The following is a 13,241-nucleotide window of genomic DNA, read 5'->3' on the forward strand; positions in this document are numbered from 1 at the left end:
GGCGTGGATGTTCAGACCAGCGCGTAGCCGGCCTCCTCGACGGCGGCGCGGACGGCCGACTCGTCGAGGGGGGTGGCGCTGGTGACGGTGACGGCTCCGGTCTCGACGACGACGTCGACGCCCTCGACTCCGGTGATCTCGGAGATCTCCTCGGTGACCGACGCGGCGCAGTGGCCGCAGGTCATGCCGGTGACGGTGTAGGTGGTGGTCTCGCTCATGGGGTGCTCCTGTGGGTCTGGGATGTCGCGGGTGGAGGTCAGGACTTCACGAGGCGGGCGATGGCCTCGGAGGCCTCCTTGAGCTTCTGCTCCTGCTCGGCCCCGCCCTGGCGGGCGGCGTCGACGAGGCAGTGCGCCATGTGGTCGTCGAGCAGGTTGAGCGCGAGCGCCTGGAGCGCCTTCGTCGCTGCGGAGACCTGGGTCAGGATGTCGATGCAGTACTTCTCCTCCTCGACCATGCGCTGGATCCCGCGGACCTGCCCCTCGATCCGGCGCAGGCGCTTGAGGTGGGCCTGGACGGTCTCGTCGTTGCCCTCGAGGTGGCCGTGCTGCTCGCTCATAACGCCGAAGATACCCCTAGGGGGTATCTGATTCAAGGTGAGGCCCACCCCAGGGGGTGTAAATCGTCGTGCTGACGCCCGCGGAGGGGATGTATGCGACCGCCCCGGGCTACTGTCCCCAGTGACGGTCGGGGGGTCGTCGAGGGATGGATGTTCCGTCCCTCCGAGACGATCTCTAGGACCCCACCATGGACATCCGTGTGGCGCTGCTCGGCGGCGACGAGCTCGTGAGGCGAGGCCTCGACAGCATGCTGAAGACGCTCGGCGGCTTCGAGCTCGGGACGATCAAGGACCGCGCTCGGCTGCCCGTGGACATCGCGCTGGTCGAGACGTTCGGGACGGCGCGCGGCGACACCACGCTGCAGCGCGCGGTCACCGACCCGCACATCCGCCGGGTCGCGGTCTACACGTGGAACCACCAGCCCGGGCTCGCCCACGAGGCCCTCGGCGACGGTGTCAGCGGCTACCTGGCCAAGAGCCTCAACGCCCAGCAGCTCGGCCGCGCCCTGCGCTCGATCCACCTCGGCGAGACCGTCGTCGCTCCGCTGCTGCCGGTGCTGCCGACCAAGGACCTGCGCTCGACGACCCAGATCGACTTCCTCACCGCCCGCGAGCGCGAGACCCTCGCCCACATCGCGACCGGCAAGAGCAACGACGAGATCGCCCGGCAGATGCAGATCTCGCTCAACTCCGTGAAGTCCTACATCCGCAGCGCCTACCGCAAGACCGGCGTGCAGAGCCGCAGCCAGGCGGTGCTCTGGGCCGTCTCGCACGGCCTGGCGGCGGAGGCCCTCGAGCGCGTCTGAGGCCGCGGGTCAGCCGGCGCTCGCCGGTGCCGGTGCAGGCGTCGCCGGTCGTACGACGGACGGGCGGGCCCACTCGCCGCGGCCGATCAGCACCTCGCGGAGCACGTCGGGGCGGTCGGTGATGATCCCGTCGACGCCCATGTCGAGCAGCGCGTGCATCGTGGCGGGGTCGTCGACGGTCCACACCACCACTCGGATGCCGAGCTCGTGGGCGCGCCGGATCACCCGCTCGGAGTGCACCGGCAGCCGGCCGAGCCGGATAGGCACGTGTGCGAATGCCCCGCCCGCGAGCACGTCGGTCCGCAGCCCGGGAGGGCGTACGCCGCCGCGCGAGCAGGCGATGAGGGTGGTGAGCGAGCGCCAGCCGAGCGCCGTCGTCACCCCCGGCGCCTCGGCGCGGAGCCGGTCCAGCCAGCGGCACCAGGCGCCGGCGACGAGGACCCGCTCCGCCCAGCCCGGGTTGGCCCGCAGCAGCCGCGCCATCGCGCCGATCGACCCCTCGTCCTTGAGGTCGATCGCGAACCTCGCCTGCGGGAAGGACGCCATCGCCTCGGTCAGCGTCGGGATCCGGTCGGTGCCAGCGACGCGCAGCCGGCGCAGGTCGGCCAGGTCGAGGTCCGACACGCGACCGGGATGGCCGGTGACCCGGCGCAGCGTCGGGTCGTGGAAGCACACGACGTGGCCGTCGCGGGTCGTGCGGACGTCGGTCTCGAGGTGGGTCAGGCCCAGTGAGGTCGCCCGCCCGAAGGCGGCCAGGGTGTTCTCGGGAGCCAGGGCCATGCCGCCCCGGTGGGCGATGGCGAGCGGTCCGGTGTGGTCGCCGTAGCTGGTCACGCGTCCAGCATGTGCCGCTCCGGACGCCCCTGTCGCGCCGGTGAGCGGCCTCCGGGTGAGTGTTCACCTTAGGTTCGGACCAGGACACCCCCGTGGTCGCTAGACGCACGTCATGGCGGGGGTCGAGCGGTCATTGGTCCGCCCAACCCCCGCCGTGGACCAGGGCTGACGATCAGCTGCGGTAGCCCCCGAGGAGCTCGGCGAGCCGCAGGTGCGGCTGCGCCTCGTCCCTGCGGCCCTTGCGCTGCAGGGCGCGGCCGAGCAGCAGGTGGGCGTAGGGCTCGTTGGGGTCGTGCTCCAGCAGCTCGGTGGCGACCCGGATGGTGCCGTCGAGCTGGGCCGAGTGGAAGAGCGAGCGCGCCAGCAGCAGGCGTACGTCGGTCAGCTCGTGCCCGACGTCGCCGGGATCGTCGAGCAACTCGGTCAGCATGACCGCGGCCTCGCGGTAGGCGCGCTCCTCGAAGAGGGCCTGGGCGCGCAGCCAGCGATCGTGGGTGGTGTCCTCGAGCAGGCCCGCGTGTCCGCGCAGCAGGTCCTCGAAGGGGGTGAAGTCGGTCATCGTCGCTCCTCTCGCAGAGCATCTCCCCGGGTGTCCGGAGGACAGGTCGCCGGGGGCCTTGGTCCGAGCGTGCGCCCGGACGCCGTTCCAACGCCGCAGGTGCCCCGGCGATTCCATGCCCGATCGCACGGAATACTGGGCAGGGCAGTCCCGTTGAAGGTGGTACAAACTTCAACCACTGGGTTGGACCTAGGCAGGAGGACACCATGCAGTTCGGCATCTTCAGCGTCGGTGACGTCACGACGGACCCGACCGACGGACGGACCCCGTCCGAGGCCGAGCGCATCTCGGCGATGACGCAGTACGCCCTCAAGGCCGAGGAGGTCGGCCTCGACGTCTTCGCGACCGGCGAGCACCACAACCCGCCGTTCGTGGTGTCGTCCCCGACCACCCACCTCGGCTTCATCGCGGCCCAGACCGAGAAGCTGCTGCTCTCGACGAGCACGACTCTGATCACCACCAACGACCCGGTGAAGATCGCCGAGGACTACGCGTTCCTGCAGCACCTCTCCGGCGGCCGCGTCGACCTGATGATGGGTCGCGGCAACACCGGACCCGTCTACCCCTGGTTCGGCAAGGACATCCGCGACGGCATCAAGCTCGCGGTCGAGAACTACCACCTGCTGCGCAAGCTGTGGCGCGAGCCGGTCGTCAACTGGCAGGGCCAGTTCCGCACTCCGCTTCAGGGCTACACCTCCACGCCCGCCCCGCTCGACGGCACCCCGCCGTTCGTGTGGCACGGGTCGATCCGCAGCACCGAGATCGCCGAGCAGGCGGCCTACTACGGTGACGGCTTCTTCCACAACCACATCTTCTGGAACAAGGAGCACACCGAGCAGATGGTGAAGCTCTACCGCCGGCGCTTCGAGCACTACGGCCACGGTGCCGCCGACCAGGCCTACGTCGGCCTGGGCGGGCAGGCCTTCATGGCCTCCACCGAGGCCGAGGCCAAGCGCGTCTTCCGGCCCTACTTCGACAACGCCCCGGTCTACGGCCACGGCCCGTCGCTGGAGGACTTCTCGGAGATGACGCCGCTGACCGTCGGCACCCCCGAGCAGGTCATCGAGCGCACCCTCGGCTTCGCCGACTACGTGGGCGACTACCAGCGCCAGCTGTTCCTCATGGACCACGCCGGCCTGCCCACCTCGCTGGTGCTCGAGCAGATCGAGATGCTCGGCACCGAGGTCGTGCCGGTGCTGCGCACCGAGTTCGAGCGCCGTCGCCCGGCCCACGTGCCCAGCGATCCGCCCACCCATGCCTCCCTGGTCGCGGCCGGACCCGACGCCCCGCACCACCTCGTCGAGCCCGCCCGGGCCCGCGCCGAGGAGCTCGCGAAGCAGGCCGAGAATGACTCGCAGGTGACCGCATGAGCGAGCGGAGCGAGCGAGTCATCCAACACAGCGCCCCTTGTGCCTCATGCGCGCACGGAGCGAAGCGAGTACGCGCATGAGCAGTCGCATCGTCGCGGTGACGGCGGGACTGACCGTCCCGTCGTCCACCCGGCTGCTGGCCGACCAGCTCGCCGAGGCCACCACCGCGCAGGTCACCGCGCGCGGTGAGGCCGTGGACATCGAGTTCATCGAGCTCCGCGAGGTCGCCGGCGAGCTGGCGACCTTCATGGTCACCGGCGGCATCCCCACGCCCCGGCTGACGGAGCTGCGCGAGCAGGTCGCCGCCGCCGACGGTCTCATCGTCGTGACGCCGGTCTTCAACGGCAGCTACAGCGGGCTGTTCAAGATGTTCTTCGACGCCCTCGACAAGGACTCGCTCGCCGGTACGCCGGTGCTGATCGCCGCGGCCGCGGGCAGTGCTCGCCACTCGCTGGTCCTCGACCACGCGCTGCGGCCGCTGTTCGCCTACCTGCGTGCGGTCGTCGTACCCACCGGGATCTTCGCGGCGACGGAGGACTTCGGCAGCCACGGACTGTCCGACCGGATCACCCGCGCGGCGGCGGAGCTCGCCACGCTGGTGCTGAGCCAGGGCGGCTACGGGGTCGGCGGGTTCGCCCCTGACCTCGCAGCCCGTCCGCGGCGTACGTCCGGCACGCAGGTCGAGGCCGACGTGACGCCGTTCGGTGACCTGCTCAAGGGGCACGCCGGCGAGGCCTGAGCCCCGCCGGCGCACCCCGCCCGCCAGCGCTCAACGCACCGCTGCGAGCTCCGGCTCGGCGGCGGCCGCGTCGACGACGTCGCCGCGGGGCGCTGCCGGGCGTCGCGGCCACCACACCCGCTCGCCCAGCAGCACGAGCGCGGCCGGCAGCATCACCAGCCGGATGAGGGTGGCGTCGACGAGGATCGCGGTCGCCAGGGCGACGCCCATCATCTTCATCTCGAGCATGCTCAGCGTCGCGAAGATGGCGAAGACCGACACCATCACCGCAGCCGCGCTGGTCACCACGGACGCGCTGTCGCGGATGCCCTGCTCGACGGCGAGGCGGGTCGGCAGACCGCGCCCGACGAGCTCGCGGATGCGGCTCATCACGAACACGTGGTAGTCCATGGACAGCCCGACCAGCACCACCAGCACGAAGAGCGGGATCCAGTCGATGACGAACCCCGGGCTGGTGAAGTCGAGCAGCCCCTCGAGCCAGCCGTGCTGGAACACCAGCGTGAGGACGCCGAAGGCGACGCCGACCGAGACCAGGTTGAGGAAGGTCGACAGCAACGCGACCGGCACGCTGCGGAACGCCGTCCCCATCATCACCAGGGTCAGCAGGAGCACGAAACCGATCACCCCCGGCATCCATGCCCGCAGGTGGTCGTCGAAGTCGAGGTTGGACGCCGCGTCCCCGCCCACCGCCCACTCCGTGCCCGAGCCGGCGAACGCCGCCGGGGCGAGGTCGTCGCGCAACTCGTTGATCGCGGCGGCGCTGCGGTCGTCGGACTCCTGCCAGGGCAGCGACATCGTCAGCGCGGACGTGGCGCCGTCCTCGGCGTCGACGAGGCCGCCGGGCACCTGCTCGAAGTCGGCGCGTCCAGCAGCCGACTCCAGGGTGGCGAGCGCGCTGCGGGCGTCGTCGCCGTGGGCGACGACGGTGACGGTCGTGCCCTCGCTGGGGAACTCGTCGGCCACGGCGCGGAGCGTGTCGGCGGCGGGGATCCCGCGGGGAAGCGTCTCGAGGCTCGAGGCGTGCATGGTCATGCCCAGCGCGGGCACGGCGAGGACACCGACGACCGCGACCGACGCGGCCAGCGCGGCCGCCGGGTGGCGTACGACCGGGGCGAGGATGCGGCTGCTGATCCCGCCGGCGCCGATGCGCCGGTTGAGCCGCCAGAGCAGGGGCACCCGCGGTCGGTCGACCCAGCGGCCGAGCGCCACCAGCAGCGCGGGCAGCACCGTGATCGACCCGACGACCGCCACCGCGACCACGACGATCGCGCCGAGGGCGAGCGAGTTGAAGGTGACGGAGCCGACCAGGAAGAGGCCCGCCATCGATGCCGCGACCGCCAGGCCGGAGACCACGATCGAGTGCCCCGAGGTCCGGGCGGCGATCTCGACGGCGTCGAGCGTGGTGCGGCCGCGGGCGCGTTCCTCGCGCTCGCGCTTGAGGTAGAACAGCGAGTAGTCGACCCCGACGGCCATCCCGATCAGCACGATCATCGAGCTCACGGTGGGCTCGGCCGGTACGACGTGGGAGGCCGCCGCCGCGATGCCCATCGTCGCCGCCACGCTGCCGATCGCCAGGAGGACCGGGATGCCGGCCGCGATGAGGGCACCGAAGGCGAGCAGCATGAGCAGGAGGGTCACCGGCAGGCTGATCCCCTCCGCGGAGGACAGGTCCTCGGCGACCTGGTCGTTGATGTCCCGGTCCGTGGTGAGGTCGCCCGCCTGCCGGACGGTGAGGTCAGGGTGGTCCGCGCCGACGGTGGCGGTGACGGCCTCGAGAGGTGCGGGGTCCTCGGCGCCCTCCTCGAGCGACACCGCGACGAGCATCGCGGTCCGGGCCTCGTTCCACACCGGGGCGTCGACCTCGGCCACCCCGGCGGCGTCCGCCATCCCGCTGGCGACCTCCTTCGCGGCCTGCGGCAGCTCGGCCCGGTCGGCTCCGTCTGCCTTGAGGAGCACCACCTCGCCCGGTGGCGCCGACAGGCCCGCCTGCTCGGCCATCGCGTCGGCGCGCCCGGACTGCCCGATGCGGTAGTCGGCCTCCTCCGCCTCATGGGTGGGGACGAGGACGGCGAGGCTCGTGGCGGCCACCACGAGGACCAGCCAGGTGAGGATCGCGCGCCAGGGGTGCTCGGCGCTCCAGCGCGCAGCCCGCTGCGGGATCCGGGTGATCAGGTCGGCGGCCATGGCCGTGCTCCGTTCGGTGGGTGGTGGGTCGTCCTCCAACCTCGCGTCGCTCGGCGTACGGCGCAGCGGGGGCACCTCCCGAGCCGGAGTGGGGTCAACCCCACCGTGCGGGGCCCGCGGATCGGTGAGGATGGGGACATGGCAAGCACGGCGGGACCCGCGCGGCTGACGCGCAATGCACTGCTCCAGGTGCTGCTCGCCGTCCCCACGCTGCTGGCCCTCGTGCTCACGGTGGTCGGCGGGGCGACGGCCCTCCTGGTCGTGGGGATCCCGATCGTGCTCGTGGGGCTGCCGATGCTGCGCTGGATCGCCGATCGCCATCGCACGATGGCCGCCGAGGCCCTCGGCCACCCCGTCCCGGCCGAGCGCCGGTCGGTGGATGGGCAGCCCGTGCTGCGTCGCCTGCGGACCTGGGCCGCCGACCCGATGTCGTGGCGGGAGCTCGCCTGGGGCCTCGTCTCGACGACCGTCGGACTGGCGATCTCGCTCACCGTGGTGCTGCTGGCGGTGCTCGTCGTGACGCTCGTGCTGTGGTGGTTCGCGACGCCGCAGCTGATGACGCTGCGCAGCCGGCTCGACGCGCGCCTGCTGAGCCGGGGCAGCCACCAGCTGCTCGAGGAGCGGGTCGCGGTGCTGACCGAGACCCGGGCCGAGCGGGTCGAGGACTCGGCCGCCGAGCTGCGGCGCATCGAGCGAGACCTCCACGACGGTGCCCAGGCCCGGTTGGTGGCCCTGCGGATGAACCTCGGCCTCGCCCAGGAGCTGGTGGAGACGGACCCGACGGCCGCGCGGACGCTGCTCGCGGAGGCGGCGGCCACCACGGGTGCCGCGCTCGGCGACATCCGCGATGTCGTCCGCGGCATCCACCCGCCGGTGCTGGCCGACCGTGGGCTCGGCGGCGCCGTGGAGGCGGTCGCCCTGGACCTCGCGGTGCCCGTCCCGGTCACCACGGACCTCCCGGCCCGCCTGCCGGCACCGGTGGAGTCGGCGGTCTACTTCGCGGTCGTGGAGTGCCTCGCCAACGTCGGCAAGCACGCCGCCGCCGAGCACGCCTGGGTGGAGCTCCGTCACGTCGACGGCCTGCTGACCGTGGTCGTCGGCGACGACGGCCGGGGCGGCGCCGACCCGGCTGCCGGGACGGGCCTGCGCGGGGTCGCGCGGCGGCTGGCGGCGCTCGACGGCACCGTGAGAGTCTCGAGCCCGTCGGGTGGCCCGACGCTCGTGACGCTGGAGGTGCCGTGCAGCTCGTCCTCGCCGAGGACAACGCCCTCCTCCGGGACGGACTGACCCGGATCCTCGAGGCGCACGACCTCACCATCCGGCACTCCGTCGCCAACGCGCCCGAGCTCGAGGTCGCGCTGGCCGACCCGCAGGTCGACGCCGCCGTCCTCGACGTACGCCTGCCTCCGACGCTGACCGACGAGGGCCTGCGCGCTGCCATCGCCGTGCGCGCCGCGCGACCGGGCTTCCCCGTCCTGGTGCTCTCCCAGTGGGTCGAGCACCTGTACGCACGCGAGCTGCTGGCCAGCGGCGAGGGCGGGGTGGGCTATCTCCTGAAGGACCGGGTCGGCGACATCCGCGACTTCGTCGACGCCGTACGACGCGTCGCCGGTGGGGGCACCGTCCTGGACCCCGAGGTGGTCGCCGCGCTCATGGCCCGACCGCGGGCGCGAGCGGTCGACCGCCTGTCACCGCGCGAGCGGGAGGTGCTCGCGCTGATGGCCGAGGGCCGGTCCAACGCCGCCATCGCGGCGCGGCTGGTGATCACCGAGAAGTCCGTCGACAAGCACGCCAGCGGGATCTTCACCAAGCTCGACCTTCCGCTTGCACCCGACGACAACCGTCGGGTGCTCGCCGTGCTGGCCTGGCTGGACTGACCCGCCGGTCGAGGGCTGCGCCCTCGGCGTCGTACCCCTGCGGACGTACCCATAAGGCGGTGAACGACTGTGACACCGCCCCACGGGGGTGTCCGCCTCCCAGGACTGGTGGTTGCGTCGATGGTTCGGCACAACCACCGATCCCTTGGGAGGGAACCATGAGTGACACCGTGTGGAGCTACCGCGACACCACGTGGAGCCAGGACAGCGACCTCGTCGGCTACGACGTCGAGGCGAGCGACGGGTCGATCGGCAAGATCGACGAGGCCAGCAACGAGGCCAGTGGCCAGTGGCTCGTGGTGGACACGGGCTTCTGGATCTTCGGCAAGAAGCGGCTCATCCCCGCCGGCGCCGTCACCGGCATCGACCACGACGGGAAGACCGTGATGGTCAACCTCTCCAAGGACCAGATCAAGTCCGCCCCGGACTACGACAAGGACGACTGGAACGACGACTCCCGCGGTCGTCACACGGACTACTACACGCCGTACTCCAGCCGCTGAAACCCCGGCGCACCCCCGCGCCGGCGCCCCGGACGACACGTTCGTCCGGGGCGCCGTGCGTCCGGGCGCCTTCCCCGGCCCGCGCCACGTCACTACGTTGGAGTCACCCCAGATCCGAAGGAGCGCGTGATGGCCACCCTCAATCCCTACCTCAACTTCGCCGACGGGAAGGCCCGCGAGGCGCTGGAGCTCTACCAGTCGGTGCTCGGCGGCGAGCTCAACGTCATGACCTTCGGCGACATGGGCACCGAGGGTCCGACCGCAACCCAGGTCATGCACGGGCAGCTCGAGACGCCGTCCGGCTTCACGCTGATGGGCGCGGACGCGCCGCCGGAGATGGTGCAGGTGACCTTCGGCGACAACGTGTCGGTGAGCATCTCGGGGCCGCACGACGAGGCCGATCAGCTGCGCGGATGGTTCGCCGCGCTGGGCGAGGGCGGCGAGGTGCGCCAGCCGCTCGAGGCGGCTCCGTGGGGCGACGAGTTCGGCATGCTCGTCGACCGCTACGGCATCAGCTGGCTGTTCAACATCGCCGGCGCCGCGTCCTGACGCGTGACCGACCTCGTCCCGTGGCGCGCGGCGCCCGCTGAGCGGCCGCGCGTCCACGCGGGCACGGTGCGCGCCGACCGGCTGCGGGTCCGGGCCGACTACCCGATCACGGGCGTCGCGATCGTGCTGCTCGTCCTGCAGGTGGTCTTCCTCCTCCCGCTGTTCTGGGAGCTCGACGCCACCGCGGTCGCCGTGCCGCTGCTCCTCGCCGTCGATGCCGTGGGCTTCGCCGGGCTGTGGGTGCTGCGCGAGCGGGCCCGCCGCGACGTCGGCCGGCTGGAGGCGTCGTACGGCGACACCGACCGGGACGGTGTCACCCGCGACCCGTCCCTCGTCGGCCTCCTCGCCGTCTCCCGCGAGCGGCACGAGGCCATCCGCGAGGAGTGGACCCGCGCCGTGACCGACCCCCTCGCTCCGCTCACCTCGGCCGGCTCGACCGACGTCTCCGACCCCGACACCGCGGCGTTCCTCGAGTCGTACGCCGCCCTCGAGGACCTCCTCGCCGCGCACCCCGACGGGCTCCCGCCCGAGCTCGTCGCGGTCTACGGCCAGGACGTCCGCGAGTGCCGTCGGCTCTGGGACGCCGCCCGGGCGCGGACCGGGTAGCTCGTTGCGGTCCTGGTCGGCGGCGCGCCGGCGGCGCGCCCCTGGCTGGGGCGCGCCGCCGAACCTGTGCTGCGGTCAGTCCTGCTCGGTGATGTCCTCGGAGTCGAGGTCACCGGCGGGGTGGCCGGAGAGACCGTCGAACCCGAAGGTCTGGGCGATCTCGTCGTGCGTGTGCTGCGCGTCCTGCGATGTACGGGTGCCGTCCTCGTCGGTCACGGTGGTGGTGTCCTTGGACCGGTCGTCGGTCACCTGGGAGAAGAACGCCGCGAAGCCGTCGTAGTCGAACGGGATCGCGTACGCCGCCTGCTGGCGGCTGGTCGAGTCACGGTCCGTGTCGTCGCCGACCCGTTCGGACTCGTCGCTGCCCTCCTGGGCGAACGCCAGCGACGGGTCGCCGGTGAAGGCGCCCGTCACGCCGCCGAGCTGGCGGTCGGCGTACGACGACTCGGTCGAGGAGGACGACCGGGTGCCGTCCTCGTCGGTCACCGTCGAGGAGGTGGCGTCCTCGCTCGAGGTCTCCTGGCCGAGGAAGCCACCGGCACCCTCGAAGGAGAACGGGCCGCTCAGCGAACCGGCGCTGCTGCTGGAGCTGTCGCTGCTGTCGATGCCGTCACCGACCTGGTCGGAGGACGAGCTGTTCGACTGGGCGAGCGCTCCGGACGGGTTGCCGGCGATCTCGCCGAGGACGAGGCCGCCTTCGGTGGAGGTGGCGTCGGCGTGCGACTCCTCGGACGACCGGGTGCCGTCCTCGTCGGTCACGCTGGAGGACGAGGAGCCCTGCGAGGCCTGGTCGTCGTGGACGCCGACGGTGGCACCGTCGATGCTGAAGGGCACCGCGCCGCTCACCGAGCCGGTCGACTGCGACTCGTCCGAGGACGTGTTCCCGGCCTCGTCGGACTCCGAGGAGCTCGACTGGCCGAACGCACCCTGCGGGTCGATGGCCACGTCACCGGTTCCGATCGCGCCGCCGGTGGAGTGGGTCTCGTGCGACTCCGAGGAGGACGACCGGGTGCCGTCGTCGTCGGTCGTCGTCGCCGACTGCGCCTCGTGCGTGGCCTGGTCCTGCTGGCCGGTGACGGTGACCCCGCCGACCGTGATCGGCGCCTGGGCGCTGCCGGTCGCCTGCGAGGACTGCTCGGACGACTCGACGTCGCGGATGTCGTCCGACGCCGACTGCTGGGTGTTGCCCAGCGCAGCACCCGGGTCGACGGTCGTCGGGTTGGTCTGCAGGCCGAGGGACCGGTCGGTGTCGGTCGAGCCGGCCTCCGACGTGGTGGTCGTACCGTCCTCGTCGGTCTGCGTCGTGGTGGAGCTGTCGGTCGACGACTGGGACTGGTCCAGCCCCAGGTCCAGGCCACCGACCTCGATCGGGGCGGAGATGTTCGAGTCGCTGGTGGAGCTCGACTCGGTGTCGTCGGCGTTGGCGGCGGTGGCGCCGGCGAGCATCAGCCCGCCTGCCACGGCCGTGACTGCCAGGGATCGCTTGATCCAGGTGTTCATGTGGGTTCCTTCGTGTCAGTGGTGTGCGCGTCGGCAGGAGGCCGGACGGCTGCGCCTGCGCTGCTCCCGAGGTGGGTGCGCGGACGCGGATGACCAGGCGAAGGAGGGTCAGTCGGGGGAGAAGCCGGGACGGTACGTCGCCGAGCGGGGCAGGGCGTGGTCGCGGGGGATCACACGCATCGACCACGTGGCGTGCCAGAGGTCGGCACGCGAGTCGGGGAGGACGGCGGCTGCGCCGCCGACGGGGTTGTCGCCCTGGCCACCCGACTGCGACGAGGACGACCACGAGGTCGTCAGGACCGTCTCGCCCTGCGGCGGGGCCGGGGTCGGCTGCCGGTCGTCGCCGGGCGGGTCCGCGCGGTCGGCCTCGCCCTCGCCCGCAGCGTCGGTGGCCGACGTGTCGGCGAAGGTGTCCGGGGTGGAGTCGGCGCTGACAGTGGTCTTTTCGCCCGTCACGAGCTCCGGCGCGGAGGCGGCATCCTTTCGGCCCGTGCCCGCCTCGTCCGCAGGCCGGTCCGTGCTGGTGACGGGCTCCGGGTTCGCCGAGGCGGCCTGCTCGACGGCTTCCGCCGCGGGCTGGGTGGGTGCTGCCGGCTGCTGCGCGGAGGGCTGGACGACCGGGTCGGTGGCTGGCTCGACCGCGTCGTGCCGCACCGGGTCGACGACCGGCTCCACGGCCTCGCGGACCGGCTTCACGACCGGCTCGGTCGCGTCCCGGACGGGCTGCGTCACTGGCTCGACGACGGGCTCCACGGTCTTGCGGACCGGCTCGACCACGGGCTCGACCAACGGCTCGACCGCCTGCTGGACGGGCTGGACGACGGGCTGGACGACGGGCTCGACGACCTCGGTGCGCACCGCATCGGTCACCGGAGCGGTCTGCTCGGACACGGCGCCGGTCACTCCGGCGCCCGCCTCACCCACGGTCGCGAGCAGGCCTTCCGTGGGCGGCTCGCCCGGATCTGTCTCGGCGCTGGCCGAACCGGTCCCGAGGAGCAGGAAGGCGGCCACGACTCCCAGGCCGGAGACCAACCAGACGGCGAGGCGACGACGCGAGCCCGCAGGCATCGGGACGGAGCCGTCCCCGGCGGGGAGGCCGGAGCGTCGTCGGAGAAGCATCACAGGTGCTTCGGGGCGACTGGTGGGACGGATGGG

At 72.4% G+C, this 13,241-nt stretch carries 15 protein-coding genes; 8 read left to right on the plus strand and 7 right to left on the minus strand.

Annotation, left to right across the window (positions count from 1 at the left end; genetic code table 11):
• Window positions 1-11 precede the first annotated feature (11 nt).
• Window positions 12-218: a cation transporter gene (locus AC3A3L_RS08795; RefSeq protein ID WP_487639615.1), complete on the minus strand. Its 207-nt coding sequence runs from the start codon at window positions 216-218 to the stop codon at window positions 12-14.
• A gap of 38 nt (window positions 219-256) precedes the next feature.
• Window positions 257-559 (minus strand): metal-sensitive transcriptional regulator, encoded by a 303-nt coding sequence (locus tag AC3A3L_RS08800; protein ID WP_268113225.1) that lies wholly within the window; start codon window positions 557-559, stop codon window positions 257-259.
• Between the two features lie 188 nt (window positions 560-747).
• Here AC3A3L_RS08800 and AC3A3L_RS08805 point away from each other — a divergent pair, with 188 nt between their 5' ends.
• Window positions 748-1,365 (plus strand): response regulator transcription factor, encoded by a 618-nt coding sequence (locus tag AC3A3L_RS08805; protein ID WP_487639616.1) that lies wholly within the window; start codon window positions 748-750, stop codon window positions 1,363-1,365.
• Between the two features lie 9 nt (window positions 1,366-1,374).
• On the opposite strand, the gene AC3A3L_RS08810 is transcribed toward AC3A3L_RS08805, so the two are convergent.
• Window positions 1,375-2,199: a glycerophosphodiester phosphodiesterase family protein gene (locus AC3A3L_RS08810; RefSeq protein ID WP_487639617.1), complete on the minus strand. Its 825-nt coding sequence runs from the start codon at window positions 2,197-2,199 to the stop codon at window positions 1,375-1,377.
• Between the two features lie 172 nt (window positions 2,200-2,371).
• Window positions 2,372-2,758 carry a tetratricopeptide repeat protein gene (locus AC3A3L_RS08815; RefSeq protein ID WP_487639618.1) on the minus strand — a complete coding sequence of 129 codons (387 nt, stop codon included), beginning with the start codon at window positions 2,756-2,758 and terminating at the stop codon, window positions 2,372-2,374.
• 206 nt (window positions 2,759-2,964) lie between these two features.
• Between AC3A3L_RS08815 and AC3A3L_RS08820 the strand changes: the two genes are divergently transcribed.
• Window positions 2,965-4,128, plus strand: coding sequence for an LLM class flavin-dependent oxidoreductase (locus tag AC3A3L_RS08820; protein WP_487639619.1), 1,164 nt, complete (start codon window positions 2,965-2,967; stop codon window positions 4,126-4,128).
• 76 nt (window positions 4,129-4,204) lie between these two features.
• Window positions 4,205-4,867: an FMN reductase gene (locus tag AC3A3L_RS08825; protein ID WP_487639620.1), complete on the plus strand. Its 663-nt coding sequence runs from the start codon at window positions 4,205-4,207 to the stop codon at window positions 4,865-4,867.
• A gap of 30 nt (window positions 4,868-4,897) precedes the next feature.
• Here the strand turns inward: AC3A3L_RS08825 and AC3A3L_RS08830 are convergent, their stop codons facing one another.
• Window positions 4,898-7,051 (minus strand): MMPL family transporter, encoded by a 2,154-nt coding sequence (locus tag AC3A3L_RS08830; protein ID WP_487639621.1) that lies wholly within the window; start codon window positions 7,049-7,051, stop codon window positions 4,898-4,900.
• 138 nt (window positions 7,052-7,189) lie between these two features.
• Here AC3A3L_RS08830 and AC3A3L_RS08835 point away from each other — a divergent pair, with 138 nt between their 5' ends.
• The 5 genes from AC3A3L_RS08835 (at window position 7,190) to AC3A3L_RS08855 (ending at window position 10,586) form a co-directional block, all read left to right on the plus strand.
• Window positions 7,190-8,338, plus strand: a complete 1,149-nt coding sequence (locus tag AC3A3L_RS08835; protein ID WP_487639622.1) for a sensor histidine kinase — start codon at window positions 7,190-7,192, stop codon at window positions 8,336-8,338.
• The gene (locus AC3A3L_RS08840; RefSeq protein ID WP_487639623.1) at window positions 8,290-8,928 is read left to right on the plus strand and encodes a response regulator transcription factor; all 639 of its coding nucleotides are present in this window, start codon (window positions 8,290-8,292) and stop codon (window positions 8,926-8,928) included. Before AC3A3L_RS08835 ends, AC3A3L_RS08840 begins: the two co-directional genes overlap by 49 nt.
• Window positions 8,929-9,086: 158 nt before the next feature.
• The gene (locus AC3A3L_RS08845) at window positions 9,087-9,431 is read left to right on the plus strand and encodes a PRC-barrel domain-containing protein (protein ID WP_487639624.1); all 345 of its coding nucleotides are present in this window, start codon (window positions 9,087-9,089) and stop codon (window positions 9,429-9,431) included.
• Window positions 9,432-9,560: 129 nt separating this feature from the next.
• Window positions 9,561-9,980, plus strand: coding sequence for a VOC family protein (locus AC3A3L_RS08850; RefSeq protein ID WP_487639625.1), 420 nt, complete (start codon window positions 9,561-9,563; stop codon window positions 9,978-9,980).
• Window positions 9,981-9,983: 3 nt separating this feature from the next.
• Window positions 9,984-10,586, plus strand: a complete 603-nt coding sequence (locus AC3A3L_RS08855) for a hypothetical protein (protein ID WP_487639626.1) — start codon at window positions 9,984-9,986, stop codon at window positions 10,584-10,586.
• A gap of 75 nt (window positions 10,587-10,661) precedes the next feature.
• Here AC3A3L_RS08855 and AC3A3L_RS08860 read toward each other — a convergent pair whose 3' ends face one another.
• Both AC3A3L_RS08860 and AC3A3L_RS08865 read right to left on the minus strand, forming a co-directional pair.
• The gene (locus AC3A3L_RS08860; RefSeq protein ID WP_487639627.1) at window positions 10,662-12,086 is read right to left on the minus strand and encodes a hypothetical protein; all 1,425 of its coding nucleotides are present in this window, start codon (window positions 12,084-12,086) and stop codon (window positions 10,662-10,664) included.
• Window positions 12,087-12,194: 108 nt separating this feature from the next.
• Window positions 12,195-13,205, minus strand: coding sequence for a hypothetical protein (locus AC3A3L_RS08865; RefSeq protein ID WP_487639628.1), 1,011 nt, complete (start codon window positions 13,203-13,205; stop codon window positions 12,195-12,197).
• Window positions 13,206-13,241: the final 36 nt, after the last annotated feature.

This window comes from Nocardioides sp. Soil_C_8 (assembly GCF_057656315.1).